Genomic DNA, 17,345 nt, shown 5'->3' on the forward strand with positions numbered 1-17,345 from the left:
CGGGCACGCCTGCGGCCAACAGCCGCGCACGCCAGGCCGCGCCCCGCGCGAGCAGGTCCGGTCGCGCGGCGAGCGGCGGGAGCGCGCGCAGCCATTCCCCGCGCGTCGCGACGTCCGCCACAGCCGCGACAGTCCCGCCGCTGGCCAGCACCTTTGCTGCCACAGCGTAGAGCAAGGGCCCCGCACCCGCGACGACAACGCGCCGCCCGGGCAGCATGCCCTGCGCCTTCAGCAGGATCGTCGCGGCGGCAAGGCCGATCACGCGCGGCAGCGTCCAGCCCGGAAACGGGATGATCCGCTCATGCGTACCGCAGCAGAGGATGAGGGCCCTCGCCCGCACGTCGAAGGGCACACCATCGGCGCCGAGCGCCGAGAGCGTGAATGGCAGCGGCTCGCTGCCCGCCGGAACAAGCGGACCGCCGCCCAGCCCCCAGACTCGGCAGCCTGTCCGGGTCTCGACATTGCTCGCCGCCAATGCCGCGCGCAGCGCATCGCCGTCGCGGCGGTCGCGGTCCGGCTTCGCGACAAAGCCCGGCGGCGGCGCGCGGTACACCTGCCCGCCCGGCAGCGGCGATTCCTCGAGCAGCACGGTGCGTGCGCCACGGGATGCCGCTTCCGTAGCCGCGGCCATGCCCGCAGGCCCAGCGCCCAGGACGGCCACGTCGAAGATCATGCGGGCGTCACCACCTGGCCTGCCGCGACCGGCGTCAGGCAAGCCTGCACCAGGCGCCCGTCGACGCGCAGCAGGCATTGCTGGCAGACGCCCATCATGCAGAAGGTCGTGCGCGGCCGCGCGGGGTCCTCGCCCTCACCGAGGCGCCAATGGCCCGCAGCGATCAACGCCGCGGCGATGCTCTCCCCCGGATGCGCCGGGATGTCGCGCCCGAACGCGGCGATGGTCACAGACGGCGGGCGCGCGATCCCTGCGATGCGGAGGTCCATGGGCGAAGGATAGAGGCGGCGGCGTCCACTGCAACTCCCGCGCGGGCTTGACGCGGGCGCCATCCGGCCATGACCATGTGTGGCGCACACAAACACCGGGGCATCGCGCTTGGCTTTCCTGTCCATCCAGGGACTGACGGTCTCCTACGGCGGCAAGGCCGACGTGCTGCGCGACGTCTCCCTCGATGTGGAACGGGGCGAGGTGATCGGCCTGATCGGTCCCTCCGGGTCGGGCAAGTCCACCATCCTGCGCACGCTGGTCGGCCTGCTGAAGCCGCGCGCGGGAACCGTGGCGGTCGACGGGGCCAAGGTGGACTACGGCAGCCGCGGCAGCCTGCGCGCAGCGCGCGACCGCTTCGCAATCGTCTTCCAGCAGTACAACCTGTTCCAGAACATGACGGCGCTGCGCAACGTCGCCATCGCGCCGACGCTGGTGAAGAAGCGCAACCGGGCGGAGGTGGAGCGGGAGGCCCGCGACCTGCTCGCCCGCGTTGGGCTTGCCGAGAAGGTTGACGCCTATCCGGACGAACTGTCGGGCGGGCAGCAACAGCGCGTCGCGATTGCGCGTGCCCTCGCGCTGAAGCCGGACATCCTCCTGCTGGACGAGGTGACGGCCGCACTCGACCCCGAACTGGTCGGCGAGGTGCTGGACACGATCCGGTCCCTGCAGCGGGACGGCATGACGATGCTCATCGTCAGCCATGAGATGGCCTTCATCCGGGAAGTCGCGAGCCGCGTCGCCTTCCTCGACCAGGGCGCGGTCGTCGAGACGGGTCCGCCGGCGGAGATGTTCGACCGCCCGCAAAGCCCGCGCCTGAAGGAGTTCACGTCGAGAATCCTGCGCCACTGACGGCGCGGGACGCTGGGAAGGAGAAGAAGCATGACCGACCGTCGGGCCCTGTTCGCAGGCGGCGCCGCGGCAGCTGCCGCCGCCGCCACGCTGCTGACGCCGAAGGAGGCCTCGGCGAGACCGCTCGAGGACGTGCTGCGCGCCGGGGAACTCCGGGTCGGCGTCAACCCCACCCTCCCCCCGCGCGCGCTGTTCAACGAGCGCAACCAGATCGACGGCTTCGAGCCGGAGGTCGCCGCGGCCATCGCGCAAAAGCTCGGCGTGCGGCTCGTTCTCCAGGCGGTGGGGTCGCCGGAACGCATCCCGATGGTCGCCTCCGGCCGGATCGACTTCGTCATGGGGGCGATGTCGCGTACCAGCGAACGCGCCAAAGTCATCGACTACACGGTGCCGGTGCATTCCGAGAACTATGGCATCGTCGCCATCGAGGGCCGTGGGCACACGTCGATAGAGGCGCTGAACAAACCGGAGGTCACGCTGGCTCAGGTGCGCGGCACGACCGCCATCCCCTACATCCAGCGCGCCATCCCGAATGCGCAGGTGTTGCTGCTCGACAACTATCCCGACCGCAATCGCGCGATCGCGCAGGGGCGGGCGCAGGCCTCCTTCGACGGTATCGATTCCGTGCGCTTCGCGCTCCGACCCTTCCGCCAGGTGCAGTGGGAGGTGACGGCCGTGCCGGCCTTCGGCGTGACCTATTCGGGCCTTGGCGTGGCGAAGAACAACCACTCGCTGCGCAACTGGCTCAACGTCGCGCTGTACGAGTTGCACACGGACGGCACCATCGAGCGCGCATGGGAGAAGTGGTTCGACGGCCCGATGTTCACCAAGGTGCCCGTGAGTCCGTTCTTCTGAAGGGCACGTGAACTACAGCCTCATCTATTCGCAGGTCACCGGTCACATCCCGTACCTGCTAGGCGGCGCGGTGCTGACGCTGCAGCTCGCAATGATCTCCTTCCTCGCGGGCTGGGCGATCGGGCTGCTGAATGCCTCCATCCTGCATTTCGGGCCGCGGGCGGCGCGGCTCGCGGTGCAGGCCTACGTCACCTTCTTCATCAACACGCCGCTGCTGGTTCAGATCTTCTTCATCTTCTTTGTGCTGCCGGATGCGGGAATCCTGCTGTCCCCCTATGCGGCGGTCGCGATCGGCATGTCGCTCAACGCAGGCGCCTACCTGACGGAAATTCAGCGCGCCGGCTTCCAGTCGCTACGGCGGGAGGAGCTGGACGCGGCCAGCGCCATGGGCTTCAGCGTGCCGCAGATGGTCTGGTACGTGATCGTCCCGCATATTGCCAAGGCGCTGTATCCGCCGTTGTCGAACCAGTTCATCATCCAGGTTATGACGACATCGATCGCCGCGATCTTCGCGGTCGAGGAACTGACCGGTCGCGCCTACAACGTCAATTCCCTGACCTTCCGTTCGCTTGAGGTCTTCTCCATCGTCGCGGTGATCTACGTGGCATTGACGCTGGTCTGCTCGGTCGCGCTCGCGCTGATCGGGCGCTGGCTGTTCCGTGTGCGCGCGAGGATCCTGTAGCCGATGTGGGAGCAGCTGGTCGAAGACGCGCCGCGGTTCTTCTCCTCCTGGAACCTGCTGTTCCTGGGGGAGGCGCTGCTCAACACGCTGCTGCTCTCCTATGTCGGCGCGGCGCTCGGCTTCGCTATCGGCTTCGGCCTGGCGATCGGGCGGCACCCTCGCCTGTACGGCTTCGGGCCGGTGCGGGTGGCCGCGACCGGCTATGTCGAGACGTTCCGACGCATACCCTTCCTCGTGAAGCTGATGTGCGTCTTCTTCGCCTTCCAGCTTTCGGGCGCGCAGGCGTCCCTCTTCACCATCGCGCTGGTGACGGTGGTGCTCTCTGCGGCGGCCTTCGCTGCGGAGATCGCGCGCGCCGGGATCGAATCCGTCCCTGCGCCGCAATGGGACGCGGCGGAGGCGATGAACTTCTCCCGCTGGCGGGTGCTGACGCGGATCGTCGCGCCGCAATCCTGGCGCGTCGTCCTGCCGCCGCTGTTCGGCTACGCTGTGGGATTCATCAAGTCGACCTCCATCGCCAGCCAGATCGGCGTGATGGAGATGACCTATGCGGCCAAGATCCTGAACACGCGCGGATTCTCCGCGCTGCTCTGCTTCGGCACCATCCTGATCGTGTATTTCCTGATCTGCTGGCCCACGAAGCGCTTCGGCGAAAGGCTTGAAGCGCGGCTTGGGCGGCGCGCCAAGGCCTGAGGAACACCGCCATGCCCTTCATCCCGCCCGGCACGCACCTGCTCAAGGGTGCGATCGACTGCCACGTGCACTGCGCGCCGCATCTCTCCGGCCGATCCGTCAACGTCTTCGACGCAGTGCGCCAGGCCGCAGCCGCGGGCATGCGCGCGATCGGCATCATGTGCAACTTCCAGAACAGCTCGGGCCTCGCCGCGCTGGCCAATGACGAGCTCGGCCATCTCGGCGTCGAGGCCTTCGGTGGCCTCATCATGCAGCCGACCGCGGGGGGCGTGACGCTGGAAGCCGCGCGCACCGCGATCGGCTATGGCTACGGGCCTGGAACCGGCGCGCGCTTCGTCAGCCTGCCGACGCATCACACCTACCACGTTGCGAAGCGGGAGGGGCGCGGGCCGGCATTTCTCGAAACCACCTTCCGCGTGCCGGAGAACGGCGTGGTGCCCGACCCGGTCCCGGCGATCATGGACCTCTGCGCTGCGAAGGATGTGGTCTTCGACTGCGGCCATGTCGCGGGGCGCGAGGCCGTGGCGCTCGCCGAGGAAGCGAAGCGCCGCGGCGTTTCGCGCGTGCGCACCCATTGCACGCGCTACGCGGAGGACGAGATCCGCGCCATCGTCGGCACCGGCGCCTATGCCGAGTTCTCCTTCTTCGTGCTCACGCATGCGACCCAGGTGGGCCTGACCCATGTCGACGAGGAGAAGCACAAGATCGCCGCCAACAGCGTCATCCAGGAGTTCTCGCCACGCATCCGCGCGGCCGGCGACTGCGCGATCCTCTCCACCGATGCCGGCGTCTATCTTCTACCGCCTCCCGTCGAGGCCTTCCGCGAATACCTGATGTTGGTCGAAAGCGAGGGCTTTAGCGAAGCCGAGATCCGCCGCATGATCCGCGACAACCCCGCAGCGCTGTTCCGGATCGGCCTGGCGCCCGAAGGCTGAGCTCCGCCCCCCTCCTGGCGTGCTCCCTGACTGGGCCGACGCCCTCGCCTGATGGCAGCCGCAGCCGGCGAGGCCCTACTGCTGGCGCAGCAGGGGGCCGCCTGCTTGCCGTGAGGAAGACGTGGCACTGCGGTCCCCCGCGAAGGCCATGCGGATAGGTCCGCGTGCCGGCACGGGGCGCCATCGCGCGCCCCATGCCGGCGCCGCTTCAGAGCAGAACGATCTCCACGCGACGGTTCTGCGGCTCGCGCGTGTTGTCTGGGGTGGGAACGAGCAACTGCCCCTCGCCGACGCCGCGCGCGGTGATGTCGCCACGCGGCACGCCCAGGCGCACGAGCTCGGCGGCGACCGCGTTCGCCCGGCGCACCGACAGGCCCTGATTGTACTGCGGCGAGCCCGAGGTGTCGGTATGGCCCGTCACCTCGATGCGCGTCACCTGCTGGCGCCCGCGCGCCTGCGCCGCCTCGGCGATGATCTGCCGCGTCCGCGCCGTCAGGTCCGCGCGGTTCCAGTCGAAGAAGACAAGGAAGGTGCGCGCCGGCGCGGGTGCGGCGGCCGCGACCGGCCCGGCCACCGGAGCCGATCGGCCGAAATTATACCGCACGCCGAGCAGGAGCGAATGATTGAAGGCATCGACCTCCACATTCGTCCGCCGCGTGACGCCGATCGCGTTGGTCGCCGTCGCGGCGAATTCGGGAGAGAGCATGCCGAAGAAGCGGTACTCGGCCGTGAGAGCGAGGCCGGGCACCGAGCTGATCGGCAGGCCGAGCCCGAGGATCGCCTGGTAGGCGAAGCGACCGTCGGAATCGTCGATGCGGAACTGCGGCACCGTCGTGCCCGCGGTGGTCCGGCCGCGCAGCGAGACATTGTCATAGTCATGCACCGCATAGCCGGCGCCGAGGCCGACATAGGGCTGCACGACCCAGCGCGAGGTGGCCCCGAAATCGTACAGCACATTGGCCATCACGCCGTAGGTCCGGGCCGTGCCGCCCGAACTGCCGCTGAAGCCGGTCGCAGCCACTTGGTCGACCTCGTTCTGCCGGTAGTTGCCTTCGAGTTCGAGCCGCAGCCCATTGCCGAAACCGTAGCCGACCGAGATCACCCCCACGAAGCCGACGCTGAAGGACGCGTTGAAGCCCCCGCTCGGCGTCAGCCCCAGGTTGTTCGGATTGACGTTGGTGCTGTCGATAAAGCTCTGCAGGTTGCCACCGTCGGAGTCCGTCAACCAGTTCACGCCGGCGCCGCCGCCTACGTACAGACCGGTGACCGGCTGCGCCATGGCGGCGGCGGGCATCGCCATCACCGTGGCAAGGAGTAGGGCCTTCTTCGAGTTCATGGCTGTCGTCCTGCTGCTGGGATCGCGGCCGATCGCCGCATCGGGGTAACTTTCGCCGAACCGGGGCGTTGCGCCCGGTTGCGCGCGCAAGCGCGCTCCACCTCGCATATGTGGCCTGCGTGCAACAGGCGCGGTGCCAGACCGGGCGACCCGCGCGTCACTCCGCGCCGGGCTTCTCGTCCGCTTCGCTCACCGCATCCTCGTGATCGCGCCGTGCCTTCTCCCCCTGGTGGACCTCCTTGACGTAGTCCGGCCCGCCCTCCTTGCACTCGTCCGGGCGCCGCCGCGGGTCGGGCCGATCCGGTGGCGGGGCATCGGGACCGTGCCGTGGGAGGCGCTGACGACGAGGAGCATTCTTTGGGCTTCTCCTTCTCGGTCGAGGCGAAGGCGCGATGCGATGCGATGCGATGCAAGGTTGCGCGGACGCGCCGGCGCGGCCTCGCGCAACAACGGCCACCGGTTGACAAACACCGTCGACGGTCTGCGGCGATGCGCGGTGCCGGGTGGGTCCAGGGCGCGCGCCTCCGCTACATCATCATTCCCATCACCAGACTGTCGGCTGCCTGCCGCTGCTGCTCAGTCAGCACGGCGTAGAGCGGCGTGAGGGCGGTCCTCAACCGGCGTAGGGCCTCGGCCTGGACCGTCAACATGCGCTCATGCTGATCGAGGCGCTGCGGCAGGGTGAGCGGCGGCGTGTTCGGCGCGGGCTGCTGCGCGGCCTGCGGCATGCGGCCTTGCAGTTCAGTCATGGCCCGGCCATTGGCGCGGAGCGCCTCGGCGAAGGCATTCCACTGCGCGGTCTGTGCCTCGGTGATGCCAATCTCCGCCTTGAGAAAGGCGATGCGGCCCTCGACATGCTGTCCCATCATGCCGGGGCCCATCATGCCCGCGCCCATCGGCATGCTGCCCCGCATCATGGGCATCGCCATGCCGGGCCCCATGGCGGGTCCGGGCGCCATCCGGCCCGCGCCCGCTGGTGGCGAAGCCTGAACCGTGGGCGAGGCGGGCGCCGCGGTCTGCGCCCATGCGGCGCCGCTCAGGCCGAGCAGCAGCGTCGCGACACCCAGCGCTGATGTCCTTGAGACCTGCATGATGTTCCTCCGATCAACTCGCAAGAGGGCCTGGTTCGTGGTTGGCCGGACTGCGGCGGCCGGGCCGTCGCGGAACGGCCGCAGTGCCGGACCCGGATCACGATCGAGGAACGCGCGGCGGCGCGGCGGGTTGCGTGGCGTGGTCGGCGGCGCCGCGGAAGGCTGCCCGCCCGCGTTTCCTGCTGGCCCGGCGGCAGGGCCACATGGGCGACCGCGACCAGCGCGCGGGATGGAACCCGATTCCTGCCACGGCGTTACGTGGCTGCGGCGTGATGGCGCGGAAGGCACCCCATGTTCAAGCTCGCAGTTCTCGCATTCATGCCCACCACCGCGGTCGTCTTCGGCGCGCTGGTGGTCGCAATCATGAGCTTTCCCTCGGCGACGACAGACTTCTCGCAGGGCGCGTGGCTGCTCTACGGCACGGCCGCGCTGAGCATCGTGATCTCCGCGCCGATCGCCTGGCTCGTGGCGCGCCGCATGTTGACCCGGCGTGAGCGCCGCCGCCTGCATGCCGGCGGGAAAGGGGGCGTGTCAGGCCTCTGATGCCGCCGGCGGGGTAGCAGCATCGTCCTTGCGACGAAGGTTCAGGCGCCTGACCCGTGACCGGCGGGTGTTTCGCGTGGGACGCGAGAGTGCGGCCGCGGTGCAGATCGAAGGAGGATTGGAGAGGGCCGGATCAGCCGGAAGCCCTGGTGTGCCCGCGGGGATTCGAACCCCGGACCCCATGATTAAAAGTCACGTGCTCTACCGGCTGAGCTACGGGCACGCCGGATACGGCGCCGGGATCGCCCGGCGCCGGTCACATAGCCTCAGGCGGCGTCGGCCGCCACCTTCATGCTCTTGATACGGTCCGGTTCCGGCACCATGCCGGACATGCCGGCACCGCGCTTGATCTTGTCGATCGCGTCCATGCCGGAGGTGACCTGGCCCCAAATCGTGTACTGGCCATCGAGGCTGGGCGCCGGGGCGAACATGATGAAGAACTGGCTGTTCGCGCTGTTCGGGTCGGAGGTACGCGCCATGCCGCAGGTACCGCGCAGGAAGCGGGCCGTCTGCGGGCTGCTGAACTCGGCCTCGATATCCGGCAGTTCCGAGCCGCCGCGCCCGGTGCCCGTCGGGTCGCCGCCCTGGGCCATGAAGCCTTCGATCACGCGATGGAACGGCACGTTGTCGTAAAAGCCCTGCCGCGCCAGCGTCTTGATCTGATCGACATGCTTCGGCGCCAGGTCGGGGCGCAGCGCGATGGTGACGGTGCCATGCTCGATCTCGAGGATCAGCGTGTTCTCGGGGTCGGCGGCGTTGGTCTCGGTCATCTTTGTATCCTTGTCACGATACAGCGTGGTGGTTCGAGCTCGAAAGGACGTTCATCTTGTCAAAACAACTTCGGTGGTCTGGCCAGTCCGCGTCATAGCACGGCTAACAACATCTCCCCCCTGCCGAACTGTGCGGTAAGATGAGACCGGCACACCCCACACAACGGTCGCCTGTACTATCCAATCACCTGGCGGCAAATCACGAAAAGAAAACGATCCGTCTGCGCCACAGATAGTATGGCGCACGTACTGATGAATTCGTTGATCAATATTCGTAATTTGACTGTAGAGTCCAGCCTGAGAGGCAGTTGCCAGCTCTATGGTATAGTTTGTCGCTGGAATTAAATTCACCCGTAGTCCAGCGCACGTTCGCACTTCGCCACCAACCGTCCGCAAGAACGCTTGCCCTCGCAATACCGCTGTACCAGATCTCATCGCCTGGGAGTGTTCCTCCGCGTCAAACGACTGCCTCATAACGTAGCGAGGCGCCTCACAGGCGCTCAGTAAAAAACAAGATACCGCCACAAGGACTATTCTCATGTTTTCCTGAGCCCTGTACGAATTTTCATTCTTTCCTATGAGTCGCTAGCAATTCGCGCAACACGTAACCGGTCAGGGTTCTCTACAGATCCATTGCGTCGCTGATCGCCCCGCTTTAGACGATCCACAGCTTCCATTCCTGCCACGACGCGCCCCCAGATCGTGTAATCTTCGTCGAGGCTTGGGTACGTCGTAAACATAATAAAAAATTGGCAATTAGCGGTATTTGGCCCCGCTCCACGTGCCATACCGCAAGTACCCCGCACAAAACGAGCGCGTGACCGCGGACTAAACTCCGCAGGCAAGTCGGGCAGCCGCGTTTCGCGCTGCCCGCCCGTGCCGGTCCCCGTCGGGTCGCCGCCCTGCGCCATGAAGCCCTCGATCACGCGATGGAAGGGCGTGTTGTCGTAGAAGCCTCGGCGTACCAGCGTCTTGACGCGCTCGACATGACGCGGCGCGAGGTCAGGGAGCAGCTGGATCGTCACGCGACCAGCGGGCAGTTCCAGGATCAGCGTGTTCTCAGGGTCGAGCGCCGGCTGCTGCGCCAGCGCCGGCGTGGCGGCGGCGGCGGCGAATGCGGCGCCAAGCAGCGTCCTGCGGTCCATGTCCCTTGTTCCCTTCATTCCTTCGTCGCGCGCAGCTTGGCGATAGTGCGCTCGAGCGTAGCCTTCGGCACGAAGCCTGAGATGTCGCCCCCCAGCCGCGCAATTTCCTTCACGAGGCGGGAAGCGATGAACTGGTTGGTCTCCGAGGCCATCAGGAACACCGTCTCGATCTCCTGATCGAGGCGGCGGTTCATGCCGACCATCTGGAACTCGTAGTCGAAATCGGCGACCGCGCGGAGGCCGCGCACGATCATTCGCGCGCCGACCTCCCGCGCGTAGTGCACGAGCAGCCCTTCAAAAGGGCGCACCTCGATGATCGTGCCGTTCCGCGCGGCGATCGCCGCCGTCTCGGCGCGCACGAGTTCCACCCGTTCCTCGAGATCGAAGAGCGGCCCCTTGCCGATATTGATTGCGACACCGACGACGAGACGATCCACCAACCGCGCGGCGCGGCCGATGATGTCGAGATGCCCGTTAGTGACGGGGTCGAAGGTGCCCGGGTAAAGGGCGACGCGCTCAATCATCGGTTACGGCCGTATCCTCGTCGTCGCCCTCATCGGCCACGGGGAAGCAGGAGATCACCCGCTCCCCATCCGACAGGCGCATCAGCATGACGCCCATGGCCTGGCGGCCGGTCAGGCGGACATCGTCAGCCTCGATGCGGATGAGCTGCCCGCCATCGGTCACCAGCATCAGGTGGTCTCCGGCACGGACCGGGAAGGTCGCGACCACCTCCCGCCCCGTGCGGGCGGAGAAGGAGATGCCCGCGATCCCCTGCCCGCCACGGCCCGTCACGCGATACTCGTGGGCGGAGGTCCGCTTGCCGAAGCCGCCATCCGTGACGGCGAGCAGCAGTTCCTCGGCCTCCGCCAATTCGTTGAAGCGCTCGGGGGAGAGCGAGATCTCGGCCGTCGCCTCCTCCGCTTCCTCGGGGGCGGCGGGGACGGTTGCCTCGGCCTCGTCCTCCGGCGCACGGCGGCGCGCGGCGGCGGCCTTCAGATAGGCGGCGCGCTCCTCCGCACTCGCCTCCACGTGGCGCAGCACGGAAAGTGCGATGACGCTGTCGCCATCCGCCAGCCGGATGCCGCGCACACCGGAGGATTCGCGGCCGGCGAACAGCCGCAGCGTGTCCGGCTCCGCCTGGAAGCGGATGCATTTGCCCGCGCGCGTCGCGAGCAGCACGTCGTCACCTTCCCGGCAGGTCGCGACCCCCACAAGGCTATCGCCCTCGTCCAGCTTCATCGCGATCAGGCCGGCGGAGCGGACGTTGCGGAAATCCGACAGGCGGTTGCGTCGCACATTGCCCTGCACAGTGGCGAAAACGAGATGCAGCCCGTCCCACAACGTCTCATCGAGCGGCAAGGGCAGCACGGCGGTCACCGTCTCCCCTTCCTGCAGCGCGAGCACCTGCCGCAGCGAGCGCCCGCGGCCCGTCGCGCCGCCTTCAGGCAGCTGCCAGACCTTCTCGCGGAAGGCGATGCCGCGGCTGGTGAAGAACAGGACGTGCTGGTGCGTGTGCGCGACGAAGGACCGGATGACGACATCGTCGTCGCGCGTGCCGGCGCCGGTGCGCCCCTTCCCGCCGCGGCCCTGCGCGCGGAAGGTGTCGAGCGGCGTCCGCTTGACGTAGCCGTCGCGCGTCAGCGTCACCACCATGGTGCCGGGCTCGATGAGGCTCTCATCGTCGACATCGGCAAGCCCGTCGACGATCTGCGTCATGCGCGGGCTCGCGATCTTCGCCCGCACCGCCAGCAGCTCGGCCGACATGACCTCCATGCGGCGGATGCGGCTGCCCAGGATGTCGAGCAGGTCGCGGATCTTCTCCCCGACCTCGCCGAGTTCCCCGGTGATCTTCTCCCGCTCCAGCCCCGTCAGGCGCTGGAGGCGCAGATCCAGGATGCCGCGGGCCTGCTCCTCGGTCAGGCGCACCGTGCCTTCCGGGGTGATGACGTTGCGGTGGTCGTCGACCAGTTCCAGCAGCACGCCGACATCGCCCGCGGGCCAGTCGCGTTCCATCAGCGCGACGCGCGCCGTCGCGGCGTCCGGGCTCGCGCGGATCACGCGGATGACCTCGTCGATGTTCGCGACCGCGATGGCGAGGCCGATCAGCAGGTGCCCGCGTTCGCGCGCCTTCGCCAGCCGATGGCGCGAGCGGCGGAGGATCACGTCCTCGCGGAACCCGATGAAGGCCGTCAGCGCGTCGCGCAGGCCCATCTGCTGCGGGCGACCATTATGCAGCGCGAGGAAGTTGACCGCGAAGGAGGTCTGCAGCTGCGTCATGCGATACAGCTGGTTGAGCACGACTTCGGCCGTCGCATCGCGCTTCAGCTCGATGACGATGCGCATGCCAGAGCGGTCGCTCTCGTCCCGCAGGTCGGAGATGCCCTCGATCGCCTTGGCGCGCACCAGTTCCGCGATCTTCTCCAGGAGGCTCGACTTGTTGACCTGATAGGGGATCTCGCTGACCGCGATCGCCTGGCGGCCGCCCTTCATCTCCTCGATCTCGGCCCGCGCGCGCAGCGGGATCGAGCCACGGCCCGTCTCGAAGGCTGCGCGGATGCCGGAGCGGCCCAGGATCAGCCCTGCGGTCGGGAAGTCCGGCCCTGGGATGATCTTCATGAGCTCTTCGAGCGTGGTGTCCGGCTCGGCGATCAGCTTCAGCGTCGCGTCGATCACCTCGCCCGGATTGTGCGTGGGGATGTTCGTCGCCATGCCGACGGCGATGCCGCCCGCGCCGTTCACCAGCAGGTTCGGGAAGGCGGCGGGCAGGACGCGCGGCTCCTCCGCGCTCTCGTCGTAGTTGGGCTGGAAGTCGACCGTGTCCTCGTCGATTCCTTCCAGCAGCGCCATGGCGGATTGCGCGAGCCGCGCTTCCGTGTAGCGCATCGCCGCCGGCGGGTCGCCGTCCACGCTGCCGAAATTGCCCTGGCCGTCGATCAGCGGCACGCGCATCGAGAAGGGCTGCGCCATGCGTACCATGGCGTCGTAGATCGCGGCGTCGCCATGGGGGTGGTACTTGCCCATCACGTCGCCGGTGACGCGCGCCGACTTGCGGTACGGCTTATCCGGCGTGAAGCCGCTTTCGTACATCGAGAACAGGATGCGGCGATGCACGGGCTTCAGCCCGTCCCGCGCATCCGGCAGGGCGCGCGAGACAATCACGCTCATGGCGTAGTCGAGGTAGGAGCGGCGCATCTCCTCCTCGAGCGCGACGGGCGTCGTGTCCTGGGGCGTCTCGCCGGGGCTGGTCGGATCGGTCACGCGGTGTGCTCGGAATGGTGGGTCACGCGGCGCGGCTGCGCTGGCGCCATAGGCCCCGCATGGCGCGCCGCGTCAACCGCGCGGCCTCAGAACGGGATCTCGTCGTCGAGGTCGGTCTTCTTCGAATCCCAGCCGCCGCCGCCGCGGGACGCGCCGCCGCCCGAACGGGGCCCCCCGCCGCCACCTCCTCCGCCAGCCCCGCCCCCGTAACCGCTGCCGGAGGCCGGGCGCTCGGCATAGCCGCCGCCCTCATCGGCACCGGCCCCACCGCCGCCACGCCCGCCCACCATCTGCAGTTCGCCGCGGTACTGGCGCAACACGATCTCGGTTGTGTAGCGGTCCTGGCCGTCCTTGTCCTGCCACTTGCGCGTCTCGAGCTGGCCCTCGATGTAGACTTCGCTGCCCTTGCGCAGGTACTTCTCGGCGACCTCGCCGAGGCGGTCGTTGAAGATCGCGACGGAGTGCCATTCCGTCCGCTCCTGCTGGTTTCCCTCGCGATCCTTGTATCGCTCGCTCGTGGCGAGCCGCAGGTTCACGACCTTCCCGCCATTCTGGAAGTTCCGCACCTCAGGGTCGCGGCCGAGCCGCCCCAGGATGATGACCTTGTTCACACCCGCCATGCCGATGAATCCTGTCGTTTCGGCCTGGAAGACTACCCCGCCACCGTTGCGCGGCGCCAGACCGGGGGCATATATGGCGAGAACATCACCGGAACACCAGCGGTCGTCCTGGCCGCGCCGCCCGCGGAGCCCCCTGCCCCCATGACCGGCCATATCCGAATCCGTGGCGCGCGCCAGCACAACCTCAAGGACATCGACCTCGACATCCCGCGCGACACGCTGACGGTCGTCACGGGGCTCTCGGGGTCGGGCAAATCCTCGCTCGCCTTCGACACGATCTACGCCGAAGGCCAGCGCCGCTATGTCGAGTCGCTCTCGGCTTATGCCCGCCAGTTCCTACAGCTGATGCAGAAGCCCGATGTCGATTCGATCGAGGGGCTCTCCCCCGCCATCTCGATCGAGCAGAAGACCACTAGCCACAATCCGCGCTCGACCGTCGGCACCGTCACCGAGATCAACGACTACATGCGCCTGCTCTGGGCGCGCGCCGGCGTGCCCTATTCGCCGGCGACCGGTCTGCCGATCGAGGCGCAGACCGTCTCCCAGATGGTCGACCGTGTCATGGCGATGCCGGAAGGCACCCGCCTGCTGCTGCTGGCCCCCGTCGTGCGCGGCAAGAAGGGCGAGTACCGCAAGGAACTCGCCGAATGGCAGCGCCGCGGCTTCGAGCGCGTGAAGGTCAACGGCACCCTGGTGCAGATCGGGGAAGCCCCGAAGCTCGACAAGAAGCTGAAGCACGACATCGAGGTGGTGGTGGACCGCATCGTGGTGCGGGAGGGCATCGCGCAGCGCCTGGCGGATTCCTTCGAGACAGCGCTGGGGCTCGCCGACGGCATCGCCTATGCCGACAACGCCGATACGAATGATCGCACGGTGTTCAGCGCGAAATTCGCCTGCCCCGTCTCCGGCTTCACGATCGAGGAAATCGAGCCGCGCCTCTTTTCCTTCAACTCTCCGCACGGCGCCTGCCCGGCCTGCGACGGGCTCGGGACGGAGTCCTTCTTCGACCCGCAGCTGGTCGTGCCGCAGGACGACGTCTCGCTGAAGGATGGCGCGATCGTGCCGTGGACCGGCGCACAATCGCCCTACTACGACCAGACGATCGAAAGCCTGGCGCGGCATTTCAAGCTGCCGCTGACCACCGCCTGGCAGGACATCCCCGCCGCGATCCGCAAGCAGATCCTGTTCGGCACGGGCGATGACGTGGTCACGCTCCGCTACAAGGACGGTCTGCGCGCCTATGAGGTGAAGAAGCCCTTCGAGGGCGTGATCCCGAACCTCGAGCGCCGCTTCAAGGAAACGGACAACCCTTGGGTGCGGGAGGATCTGTCCCGCTACCAGGCGGAGAAGCCCTGCGCCGCTTGTTCCGGCCATCGGCTCAAGCCGCAGGCGCTGTCCGTCAAAGTGGCGGGCAAGCATATCGGGGAGGTCTCGGACCTCTCGATCCGCCGCGCGCGCGAATGGTTCGGCACGGTGATGGAGACTCTGACGCCGCAGCGGCAGGAGATCGCGCGCCGCATCCTGCGCGAGATTGAGGAGCGGCTGCAGTTCCTGGTGGATGTGGGCCTCGACTACCTCTCCCTCGGCCGTTCCTCAGCCACGCTCTCGGGCGGGGAGTCGCAGCGCATCCGCCTCGCCTCCCAGATCGGCTCGGGGCTGACGGGTGTGCTGTATGTGCTGGACGAACCCTCGATCGGCCTGCACCAGCGCGACAATGAAAGGCTGCTGACGACGCTTCGGCGGCTGCGGGACCTCGGCAACACGGTGCTGGTGGTCGAGCATGACGAGGACGCGATCCGCCAGGCGGACCACCTCGTCGATATCGGCCCCGCCGCGGGCAAGGGCGGCGGGCGCGTCATCGCGCAGGGCACGCCGGCCGAGGTCGCCGCCAACCCCGCCAGCCTGACCGGCCAGTACCTCTCCGGCATCCGCCGCATCGAGGTGCCGGCCAAGCGGCGCAAGCCCGATCGCAAGAAACAACTCCGCATCGTCGGTGCCAGCGGCAACAACCTGAAGGATCTGAGCGCCGCGATCCCTCTCGGCACCTTCACCTGCATCACCGGCGTCTCGGGTGGCGGCAAATCGACGCTGGTGATCGAGACGCTCTACAAGGCCGCCGCACGGCGGCTGATGGGCGCGGCGGAGGTGCCCGCGCCGCATGACCGGATCGAGGGGCTCGAGCATCTCGACAAGATCATCGACATCGACCAGTCGCCGATCGGCCGCACGCCGCGATCCAACCCCGCGACCTATACCGGCCTGTTCGCGCCGATCCGCGACTGGTTCGCCGAGATGCCGGACAGCCGAGCGCGCGGCTACAAGGCCGGGCGCTTCAGCTTCAACGTGAAGGGCGGCCGCTGCGAGGCCTGCCAGGGCGACGGCCTGATCAAGATCGAGATGCACTTCCTGCCGGACGTCTACGTCACCTGCGACACCTGCAAGGGCAAGCGCTACAACCGCGAGACGCTGGAAGTGAAGTTCCGCGGCAAATCGATTGCCGACGTGCTCGACATGACGGTGGATGAGGGCGTGGAGTTCTTCTCCGCCGTCCCCTCCATCCGCGACAAGCTGACCGTGCTGCGCGACGTGGGCCTGGGCTACATCCACCTGGGGCAGCAGGCCACCACGCTGAGCGGCGGCGAGGCGCAACGGATAAAGCTGTCCAAGGAACTGTCCCGCCGCGCCACGGGCCGCACGCTCTACATCCTCGACGAGCCGACCACCGGCCTGCATTTCGAGGATGTGCGCAAGCTGCTGGAGGTGCTGCACGCGCTGGTCGAGCAGGGCAACACCGTCGTCGTCATCGAGCACAACCTGGAGGTCATCAAGACCGCCGACTGGGTGCTGGACCTCGGCCCGGAAGGCGGCGAAGGCGGCGGGCGTCTGGTCGCGGAAGGCACGCCGGAGGATGTCGCCGCTGTGCCGGAAAGCCATACCGGGCGCTTCCTCGCGCCGCTGCTGCACCGCGTGGAGGTCGCCGCGGTGCCGAAGCGCAGGCGGGCCTGAGGCGTCAGTCCGGCGTCCCGCGCGCCGTCAGCGTCACGCCAGGCGATCGCGACGTCGCAACCCTCGCACAGGAACCATCGCGATCGGCAGGTGCCTTCCGTCACGCGCGCGGAGGGCACGGGCCGTGTCATTTGGCGAACCGCGAAATCGTCCCGGATCGGCGGCCCGATATCAAGCGCGACCACCACGAGCAGCCCGCCGAACAAGCACGCCAGGAACATCGCGACCATCCCGGTCACCGAGGCTGCCGTGCCCCGGCTTCAGTACGTGCGGACGGTGCCGAAAGGCCGCGAGCACATGATCACTCTTCCCTCTTGCCCTGATCGCGCCATGTCAGGCGCGGCACGCCACGACCGCCGCGTGAACCGCTTCAAGGCCAGCGCGGCGTTGCTCCAGCGCACCGCGCGCGTGTGACCGGTCACATCCGCCCGTGCCAGCCAGCGGCAATGACGGCGAGGCGGTCCACGACGCCGCGCGGCGCCAGGGTGACGCGCCTTGCGGCCAGCCGCCCCAGGTCGCGCCGTGCGAGCACGGCCGGCAGGGCGGCGGCGATCGCGATACGCGGGACGTCCCGCCGCGCGCCACGCAGCGCTTCGAGCCCTTCGGCGGCGAGCGC

General features: G+C 68.2%; 17 protein-coding genes, 1 tRNA gene and 1 pseudogene. 8 read left to right on the forward strand and 11 right to left on the reverse strand.

Annotated features, from left to right (window positions below; all coding sequences use genetic code 11):
* A partial coding sequence (locus HW577_RS08550; RefSeq protein ID WP_198375723.1) for an FAD-dependent oxidoreductase occupies positions 1 to 673 on the reverse strand: 673 nt, incomplete at its 3' end.
* Entirely contained in the window at positions 670 to 903 is a 234-nt protein-coding gene (locus HW577_RS08555; RefSeq protein WP_198375724.1) for a (2Fe-2S)-binding protein, read from the reverse strand. The genes HW577_RS08550 and HW577_RS08555, both read right to left, overlap by 4 nt.
* Positions 904 to 1,051: 148 nt before the next feature.
* Between HW577_RS08555 and HW577_RS08560 the strand changes: the two genes are divergently transcribed.
* From HW577_RS08560 to HW577_RS08580, 5 genes are read left to right on the forward strand one after another with little or no spacing between them, the layout of a single operon-like run.
* Positions 1,052 to 1,792, forward strand: a complete 741-nt coding sequence (locus HW577_RS08560) for an amino acid ABC transporter ATP-binding protein (RefSeq protein ID WP_198375725.1) — start codon at positions 1,052 to 1,054, stop codon at positions 1,790 to 1,792.
* 30 nt (positions 1,793 to 1,822) lie between these two features.
* Positions 1,823 to 2,647, forward strand: coding sequence for a transporter substrate-binding domain-containing protein (locus tag HW577_RS08565; RefSeq protein WP_198375726.1), 825 nt, complete (start codon positions 1,823 to 1,825; stop codon positions 2,645 to 2,647).
* Positions 2,648 to 2,654: 7 nt separating this feature from the next.
* Positions 2,655 to 3,329: an amino acid ABC transporter permease gene (locus tag HW577_RS08570; protein ID WP_198375727.1), complete on the forward strand. Its 675-nt coding sequence runs from the start codon at positions 2,655 to 2,657 to the stop codon at positions 3,327 to 3,329.
* A gap of 3 nt (positions 3,330 to 3,332) precedes the next feature.
* The gene (locus tag HW577_RS08575) at positions 3,333 to 4,022 is read left to right on the forward strand and encodes an amino acid ABC transporter permease (protein ID WP_198375728.1); all 690 of its coding nucleotides are present in this window, start codon (positions 3,333 to 3,335) and stop codon (positions 4,020 to 4,022) included.
* Positions 4,023 to 4,033: 11 nt separating this feature from the next.
* Positions 4,034 to 4,957, forward strand: a complete 924-nt coding sequence (locus HW577_RS08580) for a DUF6282 family protein (RefSeq protein ID WP_198375729.1) — start codon at positions 4,034 to 4,036, stop codon at positions 4,955 to 4,957.
* A 208-nt stretch (positions 4,958 to 5,165) separates the two neighbouring features.
* Here the strand turns inward: HW577_RS08580 and HW577_RS08585 are convergent, their stop codons facing one another.
* Together HW577_RS08585 and HW577_RS08590 are read right to left on the reverse strand one after the other, a co-directional pair.
* Positions 5,166 to 6,293, reverse strand: coding sequence for an OmpA family protein (locus tag HW577_RS08585; protein WP_198375738.1), 1,128 nt, complete (start codon positions 6,291 to 6,293; stop codon positions 5,166 to 5,168).
* Between the two features lie 527 nt (positions 6,294 to 6,820).
* On the reverse strand, positions 6,821 to 7,384 hold the full coding sequence (locus HW577_RS08590; protein ID WP_198375730.1) for a Spy/CpxP family protein refolding chaperone: 564 nt from the start codon (positions 7,382 to 7,384) through the stop codon (positions 6,821 to 6,823).
* 291 nt (positions 7,385 to 7,675) lie between these two features.
* Here HW577_RS08590 and HW577_RS08595 point away from each other — a divergent pair, with 291 nt between their 5' ends.
* Complete coding sequence (locus HW577_RS08595) at positions 7,676 to 7,927, forward strand: hypothetical protein (RefSeq protein WP_198375731.1); 252 nt, start codon at positions 7,676 to 7,678, stop codon at positions 7,925 to 7,927.
* A gap of 147 nt (positions 7,928 to 8,074) precedes the next feature.
* On the opposite strand, the gene HW577_RS08600 is transcribed toward HW577_RS08595, so the two are convergent.
* The 6 genes from HW577_RS08600 to ssb form a co-directional block, all read right to left on the reverse strand.
* Positions 8,075 to 8,150 (reverse strand) — tRNA-Lys (locus HW577_RS08600).
* A 43-nt stretch (positions 8,151 to 8,193) separates the two neighbouring features.
* Positions 8,194 to 8,697, reverse strand: a complete 504-nt coding sequence (locus HW577_RS08605; protein ID WP_198375732.1) for a peptidylprolyl isomerase — start codon at positions 8,695 to 8,697, stop codon at positions 8,194 to 8,196.
* A gap of 575 nt (positions 8,698 to 9,272) precedes the next feature.
* Positions 9,273 to 9,842, reverse strand: a complete 570-nt coding sequence (locus HW577_RS08610; RefSeq protein ID WP_198375733.1) for a peptidylprolyl isomerase — start codon at positions 9,840 to 9,842, stop codon at positions 9,273 to 9,275.
* 14 nt (positions 9,843 to 9,856) lie between these two features.
* The gene (coaD, locus tag HW577_RS08615) at positions 9,857 to 10,366 is read right to left on the reverse strand and encodes a pantetheine-phosphate adenylyltransferase (RefSeq protein WP_198375734.1); all 510 of its coding nucleotides are present in this window, start codon (positions 10,364 to 10,366) and stop codon (positions 9,857 to 9,859) included.
* On the reverse strand, positions 10,359 to 13,103 hold the full coding sequence (gene gyrA, locus HW577_RS08620; protein WP_332837563.1) for a DNA gyrase subunit A: 2,745 nt from the start codon (positions 13,101 to 13,103) through the stop codon (positions 10,359 to 10,361). The genes coaD and gyrA overlap by 8 nt, the downstream gene beginning before the upstream one ends.
* 86 nt (positions 13,104 to 13,189) lie before the next feature.
* Positions 13,190 to 13,723 carry a single-stranded DNA-binding protein gene (gene ssb / locus HW577_RS08625; protein WP_198375735.1) on the reverse strand — a complete coding sequence of 178 codons (534 nt, stop codon included), beginning with the start codon at positions 13,721 to 13,723 and terminating at the stop codon, positions 13,190 to 13,192.
* Positions 13,724 to 13,864: 141 nt separating this feature from the next.
* Between ssb and uvrA the strand changes: the two genes are divergently transcribed.
* A complete protein-coding gene (gene uvrA / locus HW577_RS08630; RefSeq protein ID WP_198375736.1) occupies positions 13,865 to 16,729 on the forward strand; it encodes an excinuclease ABC subunit UvrA in 2,865 nt (954 codons plus the stop codon).
* A 90-nt stretch (positions 16,730 to 16,819) separates the two neighbouring features.
* Complete coding sequence (locus HW577_RS08635) at positions 16,820 to 17,143, forward strand: hypothetical protein (RefSeq protein WP_198375737.1); 324 nt, start codon at positions 16,820 to 16,822, stop codon at positions 17,141 to 17,143.
* A 4-nt stretch (positions 17,144 to 17,147) separates the two neighbouring features.
* On the opposite strand, the pseudogene HW577_RS08640 reads toward HW577_RS08635, so the two are convergent.
* Positions 17,148 to 17,345: pseudogene (locus tag HW577_RS08640) on the reverse strand (squalene/phytoene synthase family protein); the annotation flags it as partial.

This window comes from Neoroseomonas rubea (genome assembly GCF_016106015.1).
Classification (GTDB): domain Bacteria; phylum Pseudomonadota; class Alphaproteobacteria; order Acetobacterales; family Acetobacteraceae; genus Neoroseomonas; species Neoroseomonas rubea.